At 45.6% G+C, this 15075-nt stretch carries 15 protein-coding genes; 6 read left to right on the top strand and 9 right to left on the bottom strand.

Going from position 1 to position 15075, the window contains the following annotated elements; translation table 11 throughout:
- Positions 1-19 precede the first annotated feature (19 nt).
- Together QUA03_RS21435 and QUA03_RS21430 are read left to right on the top strand one after the other, a co-directional pair.
- The gene (locus QUA03_RS21435; RefSeq protein WP_333214761.1) at positions 20-643 is read left to right on the top strand and encodes a restriction endonuclease subunit R; all 624 of its coding nucleotides are present in this window, start codon (positions 20-22) and stop codon (positions 641-643) included.
- 73 nt (positions 644-716) lie between these two features.
- The gene (locus tag QUA03_RS21430; protein ID WP_333214760.1) at positions 717-1988 is read left to right on the top strand and encodes a bifunctional sterol desaturase/short chain dehydrogenase; all 1272 of its coding nucleotides are present in this window, start codon (positions 717-719) and stop codon (positions 1986-1988) included.
- A 110-nt stretch (positions 1989-2098) separates the two neighbouring features.
- Here QUA03_RS21430 and QUA03_RS21425 read toward each other — a convergent pair whose 3' ends face one another.
- Positions 2099-2914, bottom strand: a complete 816-nt coding sequence (locus QUA03_RS21425) for a phytanoyl-CoA dioxygenase family protein (protein WP_333214758.1) — start codon at positions 2912-2914, stop codon at positions 2099-2101.
- A 182-nt stretch (positions 2915-3096) separates the two neighbouring features.
- A complete protein-coding gene (locus QUA03_RS21420; protein ID WP_333214756.1) occupies positions 3097-3696 on the bottom strand; it encodes a glyoxalase-like domain protein in 600 nt (199 codons plus the stop codon).
- Between the two features lie 120 nt (positions 3697-3816).
- Between QUA03_RS21420 and QUA03_RS21415 the strand changes: the two genes are divergently transcribed.
- Positions 3817-4221, top strand: coding sequence for a gamma-glutamylcyclotransferase (locus QUA03_RS21415; RefSeq protein ID WP_333214754.1), 405 nt, complete (start codon positions 3817-3819; stop codon positions 4219-4221).
- A 23-nt stretch (positions 4222-4244) separates the two neighbouring features.
- Here the strand turns inward: QUA03_RS21415 and QUA03_RS21410 are convergent, their stop codons facing one another.
- Positions 4245-4961, bottom strand: coding sequence for a response regulator transcription factor (locus QUA03_RS21410; RefSeq protein ID WP_333214752.1), 717 nt, complete (start codon positions 4959-4961; stop codon positions 4245-4247).
- Between the two features lie 54 nt (positions 4962-5015).
- On the bottom strand, positions 5016-5489 hold the full coding sequence (locus tag QUA03_RS21405) for an ATP-binding protein (RefSeq protein WP_333214750.1): 474 nt from the start codon (positions 5487-5489) through the stop codon (positions 5016-5018).
- 339 nt (positions 5490-5828) lie between these two features.
- On the opposite strand from QUA03_RS21405, the gene QUA03_RS21400 reads away from it, so the two are divergent.
- Entirely contained in the window at positions 5829-8270 is a 2442-nt protein-coding gene (locus QUA03_RS21400) for an NACHT domain-containing NTPase (RefSeq protein WP_333214748.1), read from the top strand.
- Positions 8271-8438: 168 nt separating this feature from the next.
- Here QUA03_RS21400 and QUA03_RS21395 read toward each other — a convergent pair whose 3' ends face one another.
- The 3 genes from QUA03_RS21395 to QUA03_RS21385 form a co-directional block, all read right to left on the bottom strand.
- On the bottom strand, positions 8439-9044 hold the full coding sequence (locus tag QUA03_RS21395) for a zf-HC2 domain-containing protein (protein WP_333214746.1): 606 nt from the start codon (positions 9042-9044) through the stop codon (positions 8439-8441).
- A 140-nt stretch (positions 9045-9184) separates the two neighbouring features.
- Positions 9185-9844, bottom strand: a complete 660-nt coding sequence (locus tag QUA03_RS21390) for a sigma-70 family RNA polymerase sigma factor (RefSeq protein ID WP_333214787.1) — start codon at positions 9842-9844, stop codon at positions 9185-9187.
- Positions 9845-9951: 107 nt separating this feature from the next.
- Positions 9952-10443 (bottom strand): molybdenum cofactor biosynthesis protein MoaE, encoded by a 492-nt coding sequence (locus QUA03_RS21385; protein ID WP_333214744.1) that lies wholly within the window; start codon positions 10441-10443, stop codon positions 9952-9954.
- Positions 10444-11079: 636 nt separating this feature from the next.
- Between QUA03_RS21385 and QUA03_RS21380 the strand changes: the two genes are divergently transcribed.
- Positions 11080-11475: an SH3 domain-containing protein gene (locus QUA03_RS21380; RefSeq protein WP_333214742.1), complete on the top strand. Its 396-nt coding sequence runs from the start codon at positions 11080-11082 to the stop codon at positions 11473-11475.
- A 137-nt stretch (positions 11476-11612) separates the two neighbouring features.
- Here QUA03_RS21380 and QUA03_RS21375 read toward each other — a convergent pair whose 3' ends face one another.
- Complete coding sequence (locus tag QUA03_RS21375; protein ID WP_333214740.1) at positions 11613-12593, bottom strand: aspartate carbamoyltransferase catalytic subunit; 981 nt, start codon at positions 12591-12593, stop codon at positions 11613-11615.
- 638 nt (positions 12594-13231) lie between these two features.
- On the opposite strand from QUA03_RS21375, the gene QUA03_RS21370 reads away from it, so the two are divergent.
- Positions 13232-13450: a DUF4327 family protein gene (locus QUA03_RS21370; RefSeq protein WP_193973492.1), complete on the top strand. Its 219-nt coding sequence runs from the start codon at positions 13232-13234 to the stop codon at positions 13448-13450.
- Positions 13451-13601: 151 nt separating this feature from the next.
- Here QUA03_RS21370 and QUA03_RS21365 read toward each other — a convergent pair whose 3' ends face one another.
- On the bottom strand, positions 13602-14843 hold the full coding sequence (locus tag QUA03_RS21365; protein ID WP_333214738.1) for a protein kinase domain-containing protein: 1242 nt from the start codon (positions 14841-14843) through the stop codon (positions 13602-13604).
- Between the last annotated feature and the right edge of the window lie 232 nt (positions 14844-15075).

Genomic DNA, 15075 nt, shown 5'->3' with positions numbered 1-15075 from the left:
AAAACATATATTAATCCTCATGCAAAAACTACAAGCAAGAGATATCAACCTCCGCTATCTAATCGATAACTTCGGCTTGCAGCGACTTCGCAACAGCGAATTTTTCACAGAATGGCAAGAAAACTTACCTGAAGTAACAGACTCAGAAAAACAATTGCTCGATCGCGTCCAAGACATATACTTCAACTTGGTAGACAACCCGCCTGTATTGGAAAACGCAGTCAAGCTAACAATCATCAGCCCCATTTTGTTTATTGCCGGTCTGTATGAGTCTCCTTTTCAAGTAAAAGCCGAAAAGTCGATATTCATTCAAGAGGAAGACGAAGGCAGAATCATTGAAGGCAGAATAGATATTTTAATTATGAAAGCAAACTTGTGGGTGACAGTAATAGAATCCAAACAACTTTCGTTTTCAACTGACGAAGCACTCCCACAACTACTGACATATATGCTGGCATATCCGAACCCAGAAAATCCTACTTTTGGCATGATTTCCACAGGTGCTAACTTCAATTTTGTCAAGTTAGTTAGAGGCGAAACTCCCCAGTATGCGCGATCGGCTGAATTTGTTATTTCCAATCCCGGCAATGAATTGTACCGCGTTTTGCAGATTTTAAAACGCCTGAGTCAACTTCCAGACTAGCAATAAAAGCCATTTTGAGTTATCTTTCAAAACAGACAATCTCTAATATCTCAAATTTCAAACTAATGCGAGCATGGTAAATTACTGGATAGTCGGCGCTGTGGCAATAGCTTCTGTCTGCTGGGCAGAAATAATACGAGACTTTTATCACGTCGTGTCCCATTATTGGGCACCCCTGCAAAAGCTGCACACTTGGCATCACCGCGTTTTCCGCCCGAATTTAACCCCCGTCAGCGAGACAATTTACAAGCAAGCACACTGGCGTCACGACGTGCCCGAAGCTGCGGCGATGATGGTTTTGGGCTTGTTGCTGTGGGTTGTAGCTTATTTTGGGCTACCGGAATATCACTGGGGCGCAGCAGCGGGTTGTATTTATACTTTAGGCTTTTTGTTGAGCGCGATCGCCCGGGCGTGCGGCATCAAAGGCGCAGACGAATTAACCGACATCACCCACCAACCCGGAGACTTCCTTACTCCCCCTGGCAAGTGGTTAGTTAATAAACCTTATCACTGGCGGCACCACTTCGACAATCAAAATGCTTACTATTGCGGTACTTTCACCTTAATAGACAAACTTATGGGTACAGCACTTTCTCTCAAAGGCAAAACTGTAGCCGTCACCGGTGCATCGGGAACTTTAGGACGTTTGCTTCTCAAACACCTGCACAAAGCTGGTGCAAAAGTAATCGCCCTCTCCTCGGGAAATGAGGAAATTACTTTGAATATAGACGGCGAAAATTTACCTGTAAAAACCGTAACTTGGCAAGTTGGCCAAGAAGCAGACTTAGCCTTATTGTTAGAAAAAATCGATATTCTCGTCATTAATCACGGGATTAACGTACAGCGAGAAAGAACAGGAGAGGCGATCGCAAACTCCTACGAAATTAACACTTTTTCCGCGTGGCGGCTGATGGAACTCTTTTTCTTAACAGTCCGTACTAACGAAAACATCGCTTGCAAAGAAGTCTGGATCAACACTTCCGAAGCAGAAGTAATTCCCGCTGTCAGTCCCCTGTACGAACTCAGCAAGCGCGCCCTGGGAGATTTAGTCACCCTGCGGCGGCTGGACGCACCCTGCATCGTTCGCAAACTGATTTTAGGGCCGTTTAAAAGCAACTTAAACCCGATCGGCATTATGTCTCCCGACTGGGTAGCGCAGCAAATTGTCAAACAAGCTCAAGCCGATGCCCGCAATATCATCGTGACAATTAATCCTTTGACTTTTATAGTTTTTCCAGTCAAAGAGTTTTTTGTTTCTCTCTACTTCCAAATTTTCAGCCGGAAAGCAGTCTCTTTGACAGATATAGAATTAGAGCGATCGGGCGTTGAAGTAATAACTAAGTGATATCAAATCGGGTTAAATCAACCTAATGCTTCTAGGGTTCTAGGTGAAGTACGAATGACTTACGAAGTACGTTCGGGCTTCACCTAGTGAGGGTACAGTAAGAATTGGTATTACTTCTTTCCTAGCAACTCTGCTCTCTTTAGAAGTAGTTTCAGCCTGCTTGGCCACATTTGCTTGAGATTCCACCGATAACCAACGTATTTCAAATGATTCCAGGGGTTCAGGAAACCTGTATGAAGATTAACAAACTCTGGCTGGGGTTTACCGTTACGGGCAACCACAAAATAGGGTGGTTTGATAGAAGGATCGACGTGATTGAGGGACATGTACTCAATCACGTAAGCCCAGCGGGTTTCCTGCGAAACATTAGGTGTGGTACTGTGAAGTGTTAGCGAGGAAAACAAAACAATATCCCCCGCTTCTGCTTCAATGAAGAGTGGACTGTCAGGAGTTCCATCATACACAGCATAGTTACCTTCAACTTTGTGCGGCAGCCGTTTTTTGTGACTGCCCGGTTGTAACCACAGCCCACCATTTTCGGGGGTCATTCGGGTAAGTGCAATCCACAGTTGATAGTGATTATCCTTAAGGTTGCTATAGCCATTGTCCTGATGCCAAGGAAAGGTTTCTGCTCCTGGTCCTTTGGCTACTGCCTGATCCCACCGCACCCAGAAATTTGAACCAATGAATTGTGCAAGCAGTTCCACAAGTCGGGGTTGAGAGATGAAGTTTTGGATCTTTTCACTGTATTGGAATAGCTGACTGTGAAAAGTTAAGCTTCCTTTATTCAGATTATTGTCAATGTGCTTCGGATCGGCTTCTTTAATATCCTCGATCAGTATTCTCATCTCGGCTTCTGAAAAAAACCCCCGGAGCTTAACATATCCATCTTGATTAAACTGATCGACTAATTTTGTCTGTCCCATCTGCTTTACCTCTTGAATCAAGTTCTCGGTTTTAAACAATGTTTGGGAGAAATTAAAGATTTAGTTAAGTTGTAACGGAGACGAATAAGTCATAGCAACAATGACTGGCAAACTCGTAAGTTTAGAAACCCGCTTTCTGGGAGAAACCGGATTTCTATATCTAAAATTTTTTGCCTGTCAGCTTAATTACTAACCTCAGCCATTTCAATGACGCGACCATCGTAATCTTTGACCAAAAAATTCAGAGGCTTTTCCCGGCGAATTTTATAACTAATGCCGCGAGTTTGTACCCTCATCAATAGCTGATCCAAACAATCGCGATCGAAACAAACGTGACGCTGGCGATTTTTTTCCCCTGCACCGGCCCCGCTAATGATGTGCAGTTGGGTATTTTTCATCAACTGATACCACAAACCATCCGGACTCCCCAGCGTTTGAGAGGTCGTTGCCCTCCCGACATTCGGCGACAAATACAGCGGATCGATACCAGTTGTGCCCAAAGTTTGCTCGTAATTGTAGTAGTAGTGCAGCGGCACTTCTGCTACGGGCAAGTTTAGCATACCTTCATAGAACTCCCTCGCTTGTCCGAGATCCGATACCATCACCGTGTGTACCTTCGGAGCACTGGTGAGAAACATCCACATCGCCCCCGCATAGGCAGCCAGCAGCATCACCATAATCCCTTGAGTCGAAAACAAGCTGTCCAGGGGCAGGGACGGCAAAAAAGAGCTCAAGTACAAAGGCCGAAGTCCAAAATTAATAAAACTAACTGCTAGAGTCATGAATTATAAGAAAGGGTAAACAACGAAATTTATCAAGATTGCAGTCGCGATCGCCCGCGAGACTTAAACTATTAGCTTAGCCATCTATGTTAGCAAAAACTAGCGGTTAGGCCCTACCCGATGAAAGTCTTTGTCTACGGCACTCTCAAACCGGGGGAGTGCAACTACCTTCGCTACTGCGAAGGAAAAGTTGTGGATGCTTGCCCCGCGATCGCCCGCGGTCAACTTTTTGCGCTGCCGATCGGCTATCCTGCGATGATGGCCGGAGATGGCACAGTCTGCGGTTTTCTCCTCTGTTTCGCTTCCTCGGCTATTTTGGACGATTTAGACCAACTTGAAGATTATCATCCGCTGCGGGAACCGACACACAACGAATATCAGCGACAGGAAATCGAAATCTTCGATCGACACCTCAAACCTTTAGGCACGGCTTGGTCTTACTTCATGTTACCCGATCGCGTTCGTTCCCTAGGAGGCATCTGGCTGCCCGACGGCACGTGGGAAAATAGGTTTTTCACCAAATAAGGTGGTTAATGCCGATGAGCTTACTAAATAGCCATTGCAGTGGGCGAAGGCGGCTCAAACCTGTAACCATAACCCCGAATAGTTTTAATAAACTGCGATCCAGTAGCATCAACTTCAATCATTTTCTTGCGAATCTGACCGATATGTACGCTAACAAGTTGCTTTTCTCCTGTGTCGTGGCAGTTCCACCCCCAAATTTTTTCAATTAGCTGTTGGCGACTCCAAGATTGACCAGAATGACTTGCCAAAAAATACAGGATATTAAATTCCAAGGCTGTTAACTTGATAATGCGATCGTTGAGTGTTGCTTCCCGGCGCGCTGAATCGATCGCGAATTGATCGAATACAATACGTGATGGAGTCACAGGTCTCATCCGTCTCAACACAACTTCTATACGAATTGCCAACTCTGCCAAACCAAAGGGTTTACAGATATAATCATCAGCACCGGCGGACAGGACTTTAAGTTTATCAGCTTCGTCTGTGCGGCTGCTGAGCATGATCACAAAAACATTAGTACGGCGCTGCATTTCCTGGCAGAGGTGATAGCCTGTAGTATCCGGCAAATTCCAGTCGAGAACTACTAGCAGTGGCTTTAATTTCTCAAACAATTCTAAAGCCGTCTCGCCATCTGCTGCCGAATCTACTTGATATTTATGAGTTAAAAAACGATGAACTAGAGTGCGGATGGAAGCGTCATCATCCACCACGAGAATCTTGGGAGTAGTATCAGTATTCATAACAAAAAAGTTTCTTTTTGTTGTCAATTTAAAGCTGGTAATTACAGAACAGCTTTAGTCAAGCATAAATCCCAGCTCGCTCCAAATAACCGGTAATTCTTCAATTAACTTAGCTTGGAGGTCAAAAGGCTCTCCCATATCCCAAATTTTGACTTCTAGGCGTTCGTTAAATACGGTTATTTCAAGGTTGATCGGAGTTGCCAAGGGCAGATTTTTATGAGCGTGGCGAACAGCATTTGTAAACCCTTCTATCGTAGCAAGTTTGCACTGCTGCAAAACTGCTTCGGGAATAGGTAGATACTCTAAAAACTGCTCGACCCACCATAAAACTTGAACAACACTCTTGAGGTCAGTATTTAGTTGAAGGTGAATAGTTTTAATGGGCTGGTTATAAGTTTGACAAGATTGGTAATTTCGTTGCTTTTGCCACCCCAAAATAAAGGCATTCCACAAATCAACTACCCGCTTTAAATAACCAGATTGAGGCGGAGGTTGGGGTGGTATTATACCTGGATGAAAATATTTCACAATTAATAGACAGTTTCGCTCGTCAGAAGTGCGTGTATAGCTTAGCTTATCGGCAATTTTGCTAATAAGTTTTATGCCTATTCCACAGGAGGGAAGATCATTTATACTATTTCTCATGTTGCTATCCTTTCTCATTATTTAATAGGTAATTTTTAGAGACACAACAGAATTGCATTCTGCAAGGTTAATTTTGCCTGATTTATGGCTGACTTTTCCCGTATGCCCTGCAGTTGTTGTCAGGATCATTTTCTCTTTGTTGCTGGGGTCTTGACAAACTCAGTTTGCGATCGCTAAACTGATCTAAAATTGACATTGACAATTAGAGAAGTAAATTATATAATGACGACCCTCAAAGCCTCTGAGGAGGGATTAGTAAAAATTAAGCAAGCGAGAAGAGAAAGGGGCTCGACAATAGAAGACCCCAAATGGTTAGTAGAAGCTAGTCAAAAATTAGAACCCGATCGAACTTGGACAGAGGCCGGCCCCTATGCCGATGGCCTGTCGCTGCCAACTTGGAGGCGCTTTTTAGCAGGAAGAGAACCCATTAAAGCTAATGCTTTCAAGGCTTTTTGTACGGTTTTACAGTTGAATTGGGAAGAAATTGTCGATCGTCCTCCTGTAGCCCCCTCTTACCAAGGGAGGGTTGGGAAGGTTAGAGATTGTTGCCAACAGCCTATTGATGCGGTAGTGGAAGAGATACGGCAAAAATGCCACAGCAAAATCCAACAGCTTTACAGCAAAATGCAACTGTTAGATATTGCACAGCCCGTTGATGTCAGCAACCTCTACGTTGAAGTCAACATTTTGGAGGAAATTACCAGTTGGCAGCCGGGAGAAATTAGCGACTTACTGAGAGACTTCAACCCAGATGCGGATAACTTTAACCGCTTAGGTTTAGGTAAAGTACGCCAGAAACGAGTACCAGGATTGGATGCGGTGAAATCTCACTCTAAACTGATGGTACTCGGCAAACCTGGTTCCGGTAAAACTACTTTTTTGAAACACATTGCCATTCAGTGCGATCGCTCAGAATTTGAAGCACACAAAATACCGATTTTTATCTCTCTGAAAACCTTTGCTGAAATCGCTAATCTTGACTTATTAGAATATATCAGCGACGAATTTGCCAGTTGCGGAGTTGAGGCGCGATCGCAAACTGAATCTGTACTTAGTCAAGGCCGAGGTTTGATTTTATTGGACGGCTTAGATGAATTGCCCGAATCTGATAGCGATGCAGTCGTCAGACAGATTCGTCAGTTTGTCCAAAAGTATTACAACAATCAGTTTATTATTACCTGTCGAATTGCCGCTGCTAAGTACCGATTTCACGACGAAGCCTTTACCTGTGTTGAGGTAGCGGATTTTACTTGCGAGCAAACCGCTGCCTTTGCTAAAAATTGGTTTGCAGCATTTTCCCAGAATCTTGAGGCAGGGAAAGCTTTAGCCTCTCAATTTATAGAGACGCTGACACTGCAAAAAAATCAGCAAATTCGAGAACTAGCAGTAACGCCAATTTTGCTTAATCTGACTTGTTTGGTATTCCAAGCCAAAGCAGATTTTCCATCCAACCGAGCCAAGTTGTATGAGGAAGGAATGGAAATTATGCTCAGAAAATGGGATGAAACTAGAGGCATTCAACGGGATGAAGTTTATCGAGATTTGAATTATTCCCGCAAACAACATTTACTTGCTTTTGTGGCCGCTATTACTTTTGAGCATGGCGATTATTTTTTTGAAAAAAATACTGTTCAGGAATTGATTGCCGACTATCTGGCTAACTTACCCGATGCCACAACTGACCGCGTTCATTTAGAAATGGATAGTGAGGTTGTCCTGAAGGCGATCGAGACACAACATGGATTATTAGTGGAGAGGGCAAGAGGGATTTATTCGTTTTCTCATCTAACATTTCAAGAGTATTTCACTGCTATAGAAATAGTTAACAATTCCGATCCACAAGTTTTGGAAAAACTGGTCAGCCACCTAACCGAGAAGCGTTGGCGAGAAGTCTTGTTGTTAGCAGTTGGGATGTTGGAAAAAGCTGATGACTTATTGCTGTTAATAAAACAGCAAGTTGATGCACTCGTCGCTGACGATGAGCAGTTACAGCAATTCCTACTCTGGGTCAACAAAAAATCCCTTTCTGTTGATTTTCCCTACAAACCTGCGGCAGTTAGAGCATTTTACTTTACCCTTGAATATCCCCTCCTTGACTGTGGCTTTGCCCTTTCTCTTGACCCTTATCTGAAAAAAGTTGTGGGACAAGCTCTGGAACAGGTTCTTAACCTTGCGCTTGAAGGTGCTCTTGACCTTGCCCTGAATACCGTCCTTAAGGATGCGCTTGAGCCTACTCTTGGTTACATCCGCCTTACCATTGAACGTACCCTCGTCCCTAACCTTGACCTTGTTCTTGACTGCCACCTTGTACCTTCCCTTAAGCCTGAACAAAGGCAAGCGATACAAGAACTTTTGCAACAACTGCCCGATCCAAAAAGTGACAAAGAGATATTTGCAAAATGGTGGCAAGATAACGGTCAGGCTTGGGATAAGCGATTAAGACAAATGATGATTTTGTATCGCGATCTGGGTCGCGTTTGGCAGTTCAGCGAAGAGGAGAAGTCATTGCTGAGGAAGTATTACAATGCTAATAAATTGCTGGTATGTTGCCTCAATAGCGGTTGTAACGTATCTCCTGCTGTGCGGCAGGAAATTGAAGGAACATTGCTGTTGCCGATCGCAAATCTGCAAAAAACCGATGACAAGTGCGCTCGCCCGGTCTAATTCCACTCGCTACCTACTCCGATATCAAGATGCGATCGCCCCACAATTCGTCATTCAAAGCCAGGGAAGTGTCAAAGGATCTATCCACCTTGAAAAACTGGGAAAAACGGCAAAAGCCCCCTTTTTTAGGGAGCTTAGCAACTGGCGTTATTGATCAAAACAGAAATTCTACTGCGCCTTTGGCAATGACTTTTGAGGGGTTGCTACACCAACTTTGGGAATATCCATGATCGGTGCATTCACCCCAAGCATCAAATCGTTGGGATTAACCATCTCCACCAGAGGCTCGTTTAAAGCCATAATCAAACCGTCAGATTCAGCAGGAACGGGCGATCGAGCAAACTGAGGAGCAAACAATTGGCGATCGCCACCGATACCGGACACCACCGCAACCAACAAAGCTGCGATCGCACCTCCACCCAAAATCCAAGTTTGTTTCGGCTTGCGTTCCACCCGCTGCAAAACCTTCGTCGCCAACTCCTCGGCAGATTGTTCCGCAGCAGGTACCGGCATTGCCTGAAAACTCTGCTGCATCATCAGCAGTCGCGAGTACAAACGCCTCGTAGTGGGGTCATTTGTCAGCCACTCCTCAACTTGCCGGCGTTCTGTCGCCGTCACTTCACCGTCTAGGTAGGCACTTAGCAATTCAAAGCGATCGCGCATCATAGTAGTTACATTGCCCTGGGCATAATTGTTGTTAACTTGAGTTTCAGCGAGTGAATCCCCAACACCTTGCTGATTCTGATTTTTATCCGATTCAAAGTTATTATTCATAATTTCAGACTTGCTCTAATTGGGGAATCACGCACTCGCTATTAGAATGATTTACTGCTTATTTATATTTTAAAAGAGAAGTTTTGATGTCACAGCAAACATCACCAAATCTTCTTAACCCACCTCTGAAATTACTCTTGCTAATTACCATCGAGATACTTTTGCAATTCCAACTGCAATCTTTGGCGAGCTCTAGCAATTCTCGACTTGACAGTTCCCAGAGAAACTCCCGTCATTTCGGCTATTTCCTCATAGGCTAAACCTTCAATTTCTCTTAAAATAATTGTCGTGCGGAATACTTCAGGCAAATCTGCGATCGCCACCCGCAACTGGTCGTAAAATTCTCTAGTTGTCAAATCTTCATCAGGCCCCGGACTGTCTGCCGGAATTTCCCAATCAACCTCGCCATCTTCCAGAGTACGGGGTACGTCCAGCGACAGCGGAGTTCGCACCCGTTTGCGCTTCCGCAACTCATCGTAAAACAAATTAGTGGCGATGCGGCTCAGCCAGCCCCGAAATTTAACAGGCTCTTGCAAACGGTTAATATTTCGGTAGACCCGAATCCACACTTCCTGAGCCAAGTCTGCTCGGTCTTGCCAGTCAGGGGCCAAGTGATAGAGAACCCTGTCTACGTGGGACTGATACCGCTTCAACAGTTCTGAAAAGGCCGTGGTCTCAGGTCGATTTCCTTCCTGACACCGCAACACCAAGTCATAATTAGAGAGTTTTTCGGCTGGCAATTGCACTCTTTGAACGGTCGCCACAACCGCAGACCAGGACACGGAAATAAAGTCGCTCATCGGTGGAATTGGCTCATCGAACATTCCACACTTTTTGACGTTAGGGGATCGTAACAAGTTCCCCTCTGCAATCTCCAATCTGAAATCTCAAATCTTAAATCCCTTGACTAATGCCCGACAACCTCGCACGCTCCAATACTAACCCAACTGCTAGAACCGTCAGCCCAATGTTCCTTTTTCCAAATCGGTACATTGTGTTTGAGCGTATCTATGGCGTACTGGCAAGCTGCAAAGGCTGAGTCCCGGTGGGGGCAGCCAACAGCCACCACTACGCTGATTTCGCCCACCTGCAAGTGTCCGACACGGTGGTGAATAGCGACCCGATTGACCTCGGCCCACTGGCGGCGGATTTCAGTAGCAATTTCCTGGAATACTCGCACTGCCATCGGTTCGTAGGCTTGATATTCTAGGGAAATTACTGCTTGACCGTCAGTTTGGTTGCGGACTGTACCGCTCATCATTACCACGGCTCCGTTCGCGGGGTCATCTGCCAAAGCGTATATTTCCTCTACAGACAACGGCGCTAAGGTAATGGCGAAGCTGTCTGATTCATGGCGTTGAGGAATTGTGCCGATCGAAAGTGTAGCGAAGGAGTTCATTGCGAAAGAAGTGGTGCTGGAGAAGTTAATTGATCTTGACACAAATCAAGTCGCGATGGATTTGTCTTACATTCTTGTCGGGGACATAGGGCGACTAATCTTGAGACCCATCTTGTAGCACTGCCGAGGGCCCGGCGCCATCGCCCCGAACTTCTGCACGAGTGCGATCGGCTACACTATGACTGACCCGAAGCAAATTAAGATTGTGCTTGAAGACGAGCCGGATGCTTGTTCGATCGAATTAACTGCCCATCTTGCTGTAGCAATTCAATAAATAAGTAGCAAAACAAGTAGTGTCATTCGCAACTCAGTACAAGCAATTCCCAACCCCAATCGATAACTTCGTTCCCTTTTTAATGACACAGTTAAGTTTAATTCTGCCCGGAGTTCTAATCCGCGTCGGCAAAATTTTTAGCAGCAGATGTAAACTTTATTTATTTTTTTGTTCCGGAAAGCTACATAAATGACATGATATACCTGTGCAGAGTTCAGGAACATTAGCCAATACTCGGCAAAAGCAAGACCTTAACGCCCTTTTGTGGCTTTTATGAAACATAAGTTAATAATTTGGGCTGTTAATTGAGGTTTTGACCTGAGTCTGCACCAAGAAAGGTTAACAACAATCACGAGGAAACTATGGAAGCACTAGCATTGAGCCACTCTTTTGTTGCTTATGAATCTCCAGAGTCCGAACTCCAGGTCAAGTCGTTAGACCAACTGGGCTTGAAAATTCCTAATTCTGCATGGATAGGCGTTGCAGGTATGGCAGTAGCTCTATCTGTTCTAGGTACCCCCGGTGAAGCACAGGCAAGTTGCGGGTATCGCCACTGCGGCGGCAGTCGCAGCTATCACAGCTACGCCGAAGTTGCAACCAACGGCGGCCGACTGAATATCCGCCACCGCCCCAATGGCTGTTCTCATGTCATCGGCAAGTTATACAATGGAGACAATGTGAAATTGACCGGTCGTTACAGAAACGGCTGGGCCCAACTCAAAGGTGGCGGCTGGGTGAAAGCCTCGTGGCTTTCCTAACTCTTAACTAGATCACTTTACATTTCTAGAAAGAGTTTTAATCGTTACCCGGCCATACTGGGTAACGATTATTTTAAATATGCTATCACTCCTGAAAATCATGGAATATACGAAATTCATGACTAACAACTAACAGCCTAAACTTTACCGCCGCCGATTAGATAAAGTAATGCCATCCGCACCGCCACGCCGCTGGTAACTTGCTGAGAAATCAGGCTAAACTGGGCATCGTCCATCAAATCCGAACTAATTTCCACGCCACGGTTAACCGGGCCAGGGTGTAACACCTTCACATCCGGCTTGCAAAGTTTTAGCCGATCGCGCGTAATCCCGTACAAAGAATGGTACTCTCGTAAACTCGGCAGCAAATGGTCGCTCATCCGTTCCTTTTGCAGCCGCAAAGTCATCACAAAATCAGCATCGGCCAAAGCCGGTTCAAGCTGCCAATGCAAAAATAATTTGCCTTCCCTACCATCGCCACACTCAGCAAACAACAGCGGTAGCAAAGTTGGCGGCCCGGCCAAATGAACCTCTGCCCCAGAAGCCGTTAGACTCCAAATATTAGACCTAGCCACCCGCGAATGTAAGATATCCCCCACCACAGCAATTTTTTTACCCGCTAAAAGTTCCAGCCGCGGACGTTCGGTATCTAACAGAGCACAAATAGTAAATAAGTCTAGCAAACCTTGCGATGGGTGTTCGTGCTGGCCGTCTCCAGCATTGAGAACGCTGACTCTCGAACCCAAGCGATCCATTTCCGAAGCAATTGTGCTCGGAACTCCAGCTTGTTCGTGCCGGATTACCATCAAATCCGTTCCCATCGCCAGATAAGTCTTAGCCGTATCCAGAATAGTCTCCCCCTTCGTTAGAGAAGAACTTCCAGGGGTAAAATTCAGCGTATCCGCTGACAGCCGCTTCGCCGCCAACTCAAAACTATTGCGAGTCCGGGTAGAAGGTTCAAAAAACAAATTCGCGACCACTTGACCCTGCAGGGCCGGCACTTTCTTCGTGCGGCGGCCGAGCACATCCCGAAAACTGGCTGCAGTTTGCAGCACCGTATCGTATTCGTCCGAGGTAAAATCAGCCAGAGTGAGAATGTGTCGCCTTGTCCAAGTCATACAATTTTAGATTTGAGATTTTAGATTTTAGATTGACTCAATCAGGACGGACGATGGGTTGGGAACTTGCTTGTACGCCCGCCCTGCTGTCGCCTTTGAATGTTCGATCGACATTTAGGGGTGGCGATCAACAGTATCCAACAATTTTTGATCGCTTTTGCGGTGAGTAGAGCTATAATCAGTTTATGTAGTTCACATCCCACTCTCACAGCGAACCCAGCGTCGAAGGTGAAACAGGTGTGGTTTACCCGCAGGAAAGCGGAAATTACGCTGTAGCAGCGAAAGCGCAGTAGTTGCAGTTTCTCCTACCCAAACTCAGCCTTGTCAAGAACAAGCCGAACGCAGCTCTTGCATCTGCCACTATGTGGAAACAATCGAGGTGGCAAACCTCCCACTGTCGATCGACAGCATATAGCGGGACATTTTAAAGATGATTAATTCTTTGAAGTCGGTCTTGACTCTTCAGTCCTGCTTATAGGCCCTTGTCAAAACGAACTGTGTTAAGATACAAGTTGAATATGTAGCTTCCCGACAAAAATCTACACGTATCTTGGCGAGACTGTTCTTGGCGAAACTGCGGTAAAAAGTGTGAGATCGGAAGTGGTAATTCACAAAATTTAAACAATTCAAGAGGTATTATGAGCCAGAAGGTTATACAGCCGATGGTTAAGTTCCAGCGTCAGGTGCATTCTCTTGTCACGTCTGACATTATCAAACCGACAGACAGTATTTGGAAAATTGCTCTGCTTTACGGCGACGAATGGCCGTACTGGAAACAGCAATTGCTAGAGTTTGATTTTTCTATGCAAGACCCCGTGAGCGAGTTGATAGCTGTAGAAGCTTGGGACGAAGAATAACAGAGAAGACGGAGGACTGGGGTGTCGGAGAGAAATTTCGAGGCGATCGGTAAATTTTCTTTCATAAATTTCTGTTGCTAAATTCTTCCCTCTTCCCTCTTCCTAATCAATTCTGACTTTTGGCTTTTGAGTTTTGAATTCTGACTTCTATTTAAAGGGAAGCTGCTAAAGCTCGAGCTAATTGTTGAGCAGTTTGAAAACGATCCCCAGGCTTAGCTGCCGTGGTTCGCAAAATGGTGTCCCGCAGCTTGGGGGCGATCGTCGGAATATTTTCGATCTTAAACCCGTAACCTCCAGCTATTTTCCCGTAAAAGTTTTGAGGGCTTTGGGCCGTCAGCAAAAAAATCAAAGTAGGCCCAATGGCATATAAATCCGACTGAGGGAGAGGCTGTCCCCGGTCTTGTTCTGGTGCGGTGTAGCCTTCAACGCCGATGCGAGTCCCTGGTGGAGTGCCGATTTCTTTAACGGCTCCAAAATCCAGCACTGTAATGCAATTGTCGCGGTGGCGCACCAGCAAATTAGCTGGTTTAATATCCCGGTGGACGATCGGGGGTTTTTGAGAGTGAATGTAGTCCAAAACCTCACAGGTTTGGATCATCCACTCTATTGCTTGTTGGGGAGCAACTGGCCCGCGGTTATAGATGCGTTTTTCTAAATCCTCGCCGTGGAGCATTTCCATCACCAAGTATTTTTTACCCCCTTCCACAAAAAAGTCAAAAAACTGAGGAATTCCCGGATGGTGGAGGGCTTTGAGAGTTTTAGCTTCACGTTCAAACAGTTCTTGAGCTTTGGCGATTTGAGCCATATCAGCATTCATTTCCTTGAGGACTACCAGAGAAGCAGCGGGGGAAATTCCGGGTTGTTGAGCTTTCGCTTTATCTCGATCCCAGGCTAAAGTCGTTGTCCCCATACCGCCTTGGCCCAAAGTTCGCAGCACTTGGTAGTGACGCACCGTGCGATCGACTTTAATCGGTTCGCCGCAGTGGATGCAGAATAAATTCCCCGGCGGGTTTCCCGCATGGGTACACCTCGGGGTCGCGAGATTGACAGTGGGGTTCGCCTCAATTTTGCCGCCAAGTTCAATATTAATAACTTGGAAATGCAGAATAGGGCCGCCTCGTGCCAACTGGATCAGGGCACCGTCGGATATCCAACCCTGAGACATGAGAATACCGTTTACCAAAGTGCCATTTGTCCCCGAATTGACTAAGTACCACTGACTGGATCTCCCGTTATTAACTCTTTGCAATTCCAGATGTTGCCGCGACACTAGAGCATTGGGGATCACAACGTGATTGTCTGGAGAGCGGCCGATGCGAATAATGGATTCGCTCTCGAAACTCCACTGTTGCAGGGGGGTCTGTTTTTCTGGATCTAAAAGAGTCAGCAGCATTTTCGATTGATGTGGTTGAACTCCCTGATGTGGCAGTGAGAGTTGGCGGAAATTTACAGATTTGGGGCGTAGGGCTTTAAAAAATTAGAAATTAAAAATTAATTATGAGCTTCAGACGTTTTTTTCAGGAAAACTTTATAATATCCTGATTATGATTAAACTGAAGTTCCCCCATTGACAAAAGGCGTCGGAGTATGTAGGGTAAACCTTTGGAGGATTTTGACTCCGGTTT

It is taken from the genome of Microcoleus sp. S36b_A4 (assembly GCF_036700645.1).
GTDB lineage: Bacteria > Cyanobacteriota > Cyanobacteriia > Cyanobacteriales > Microcoleaceae > Microcoleus.
Note: the sequence above shows the minus strand (reverse complement) of the source record. Positions and strands in the feature narration are given on the sequence as shown.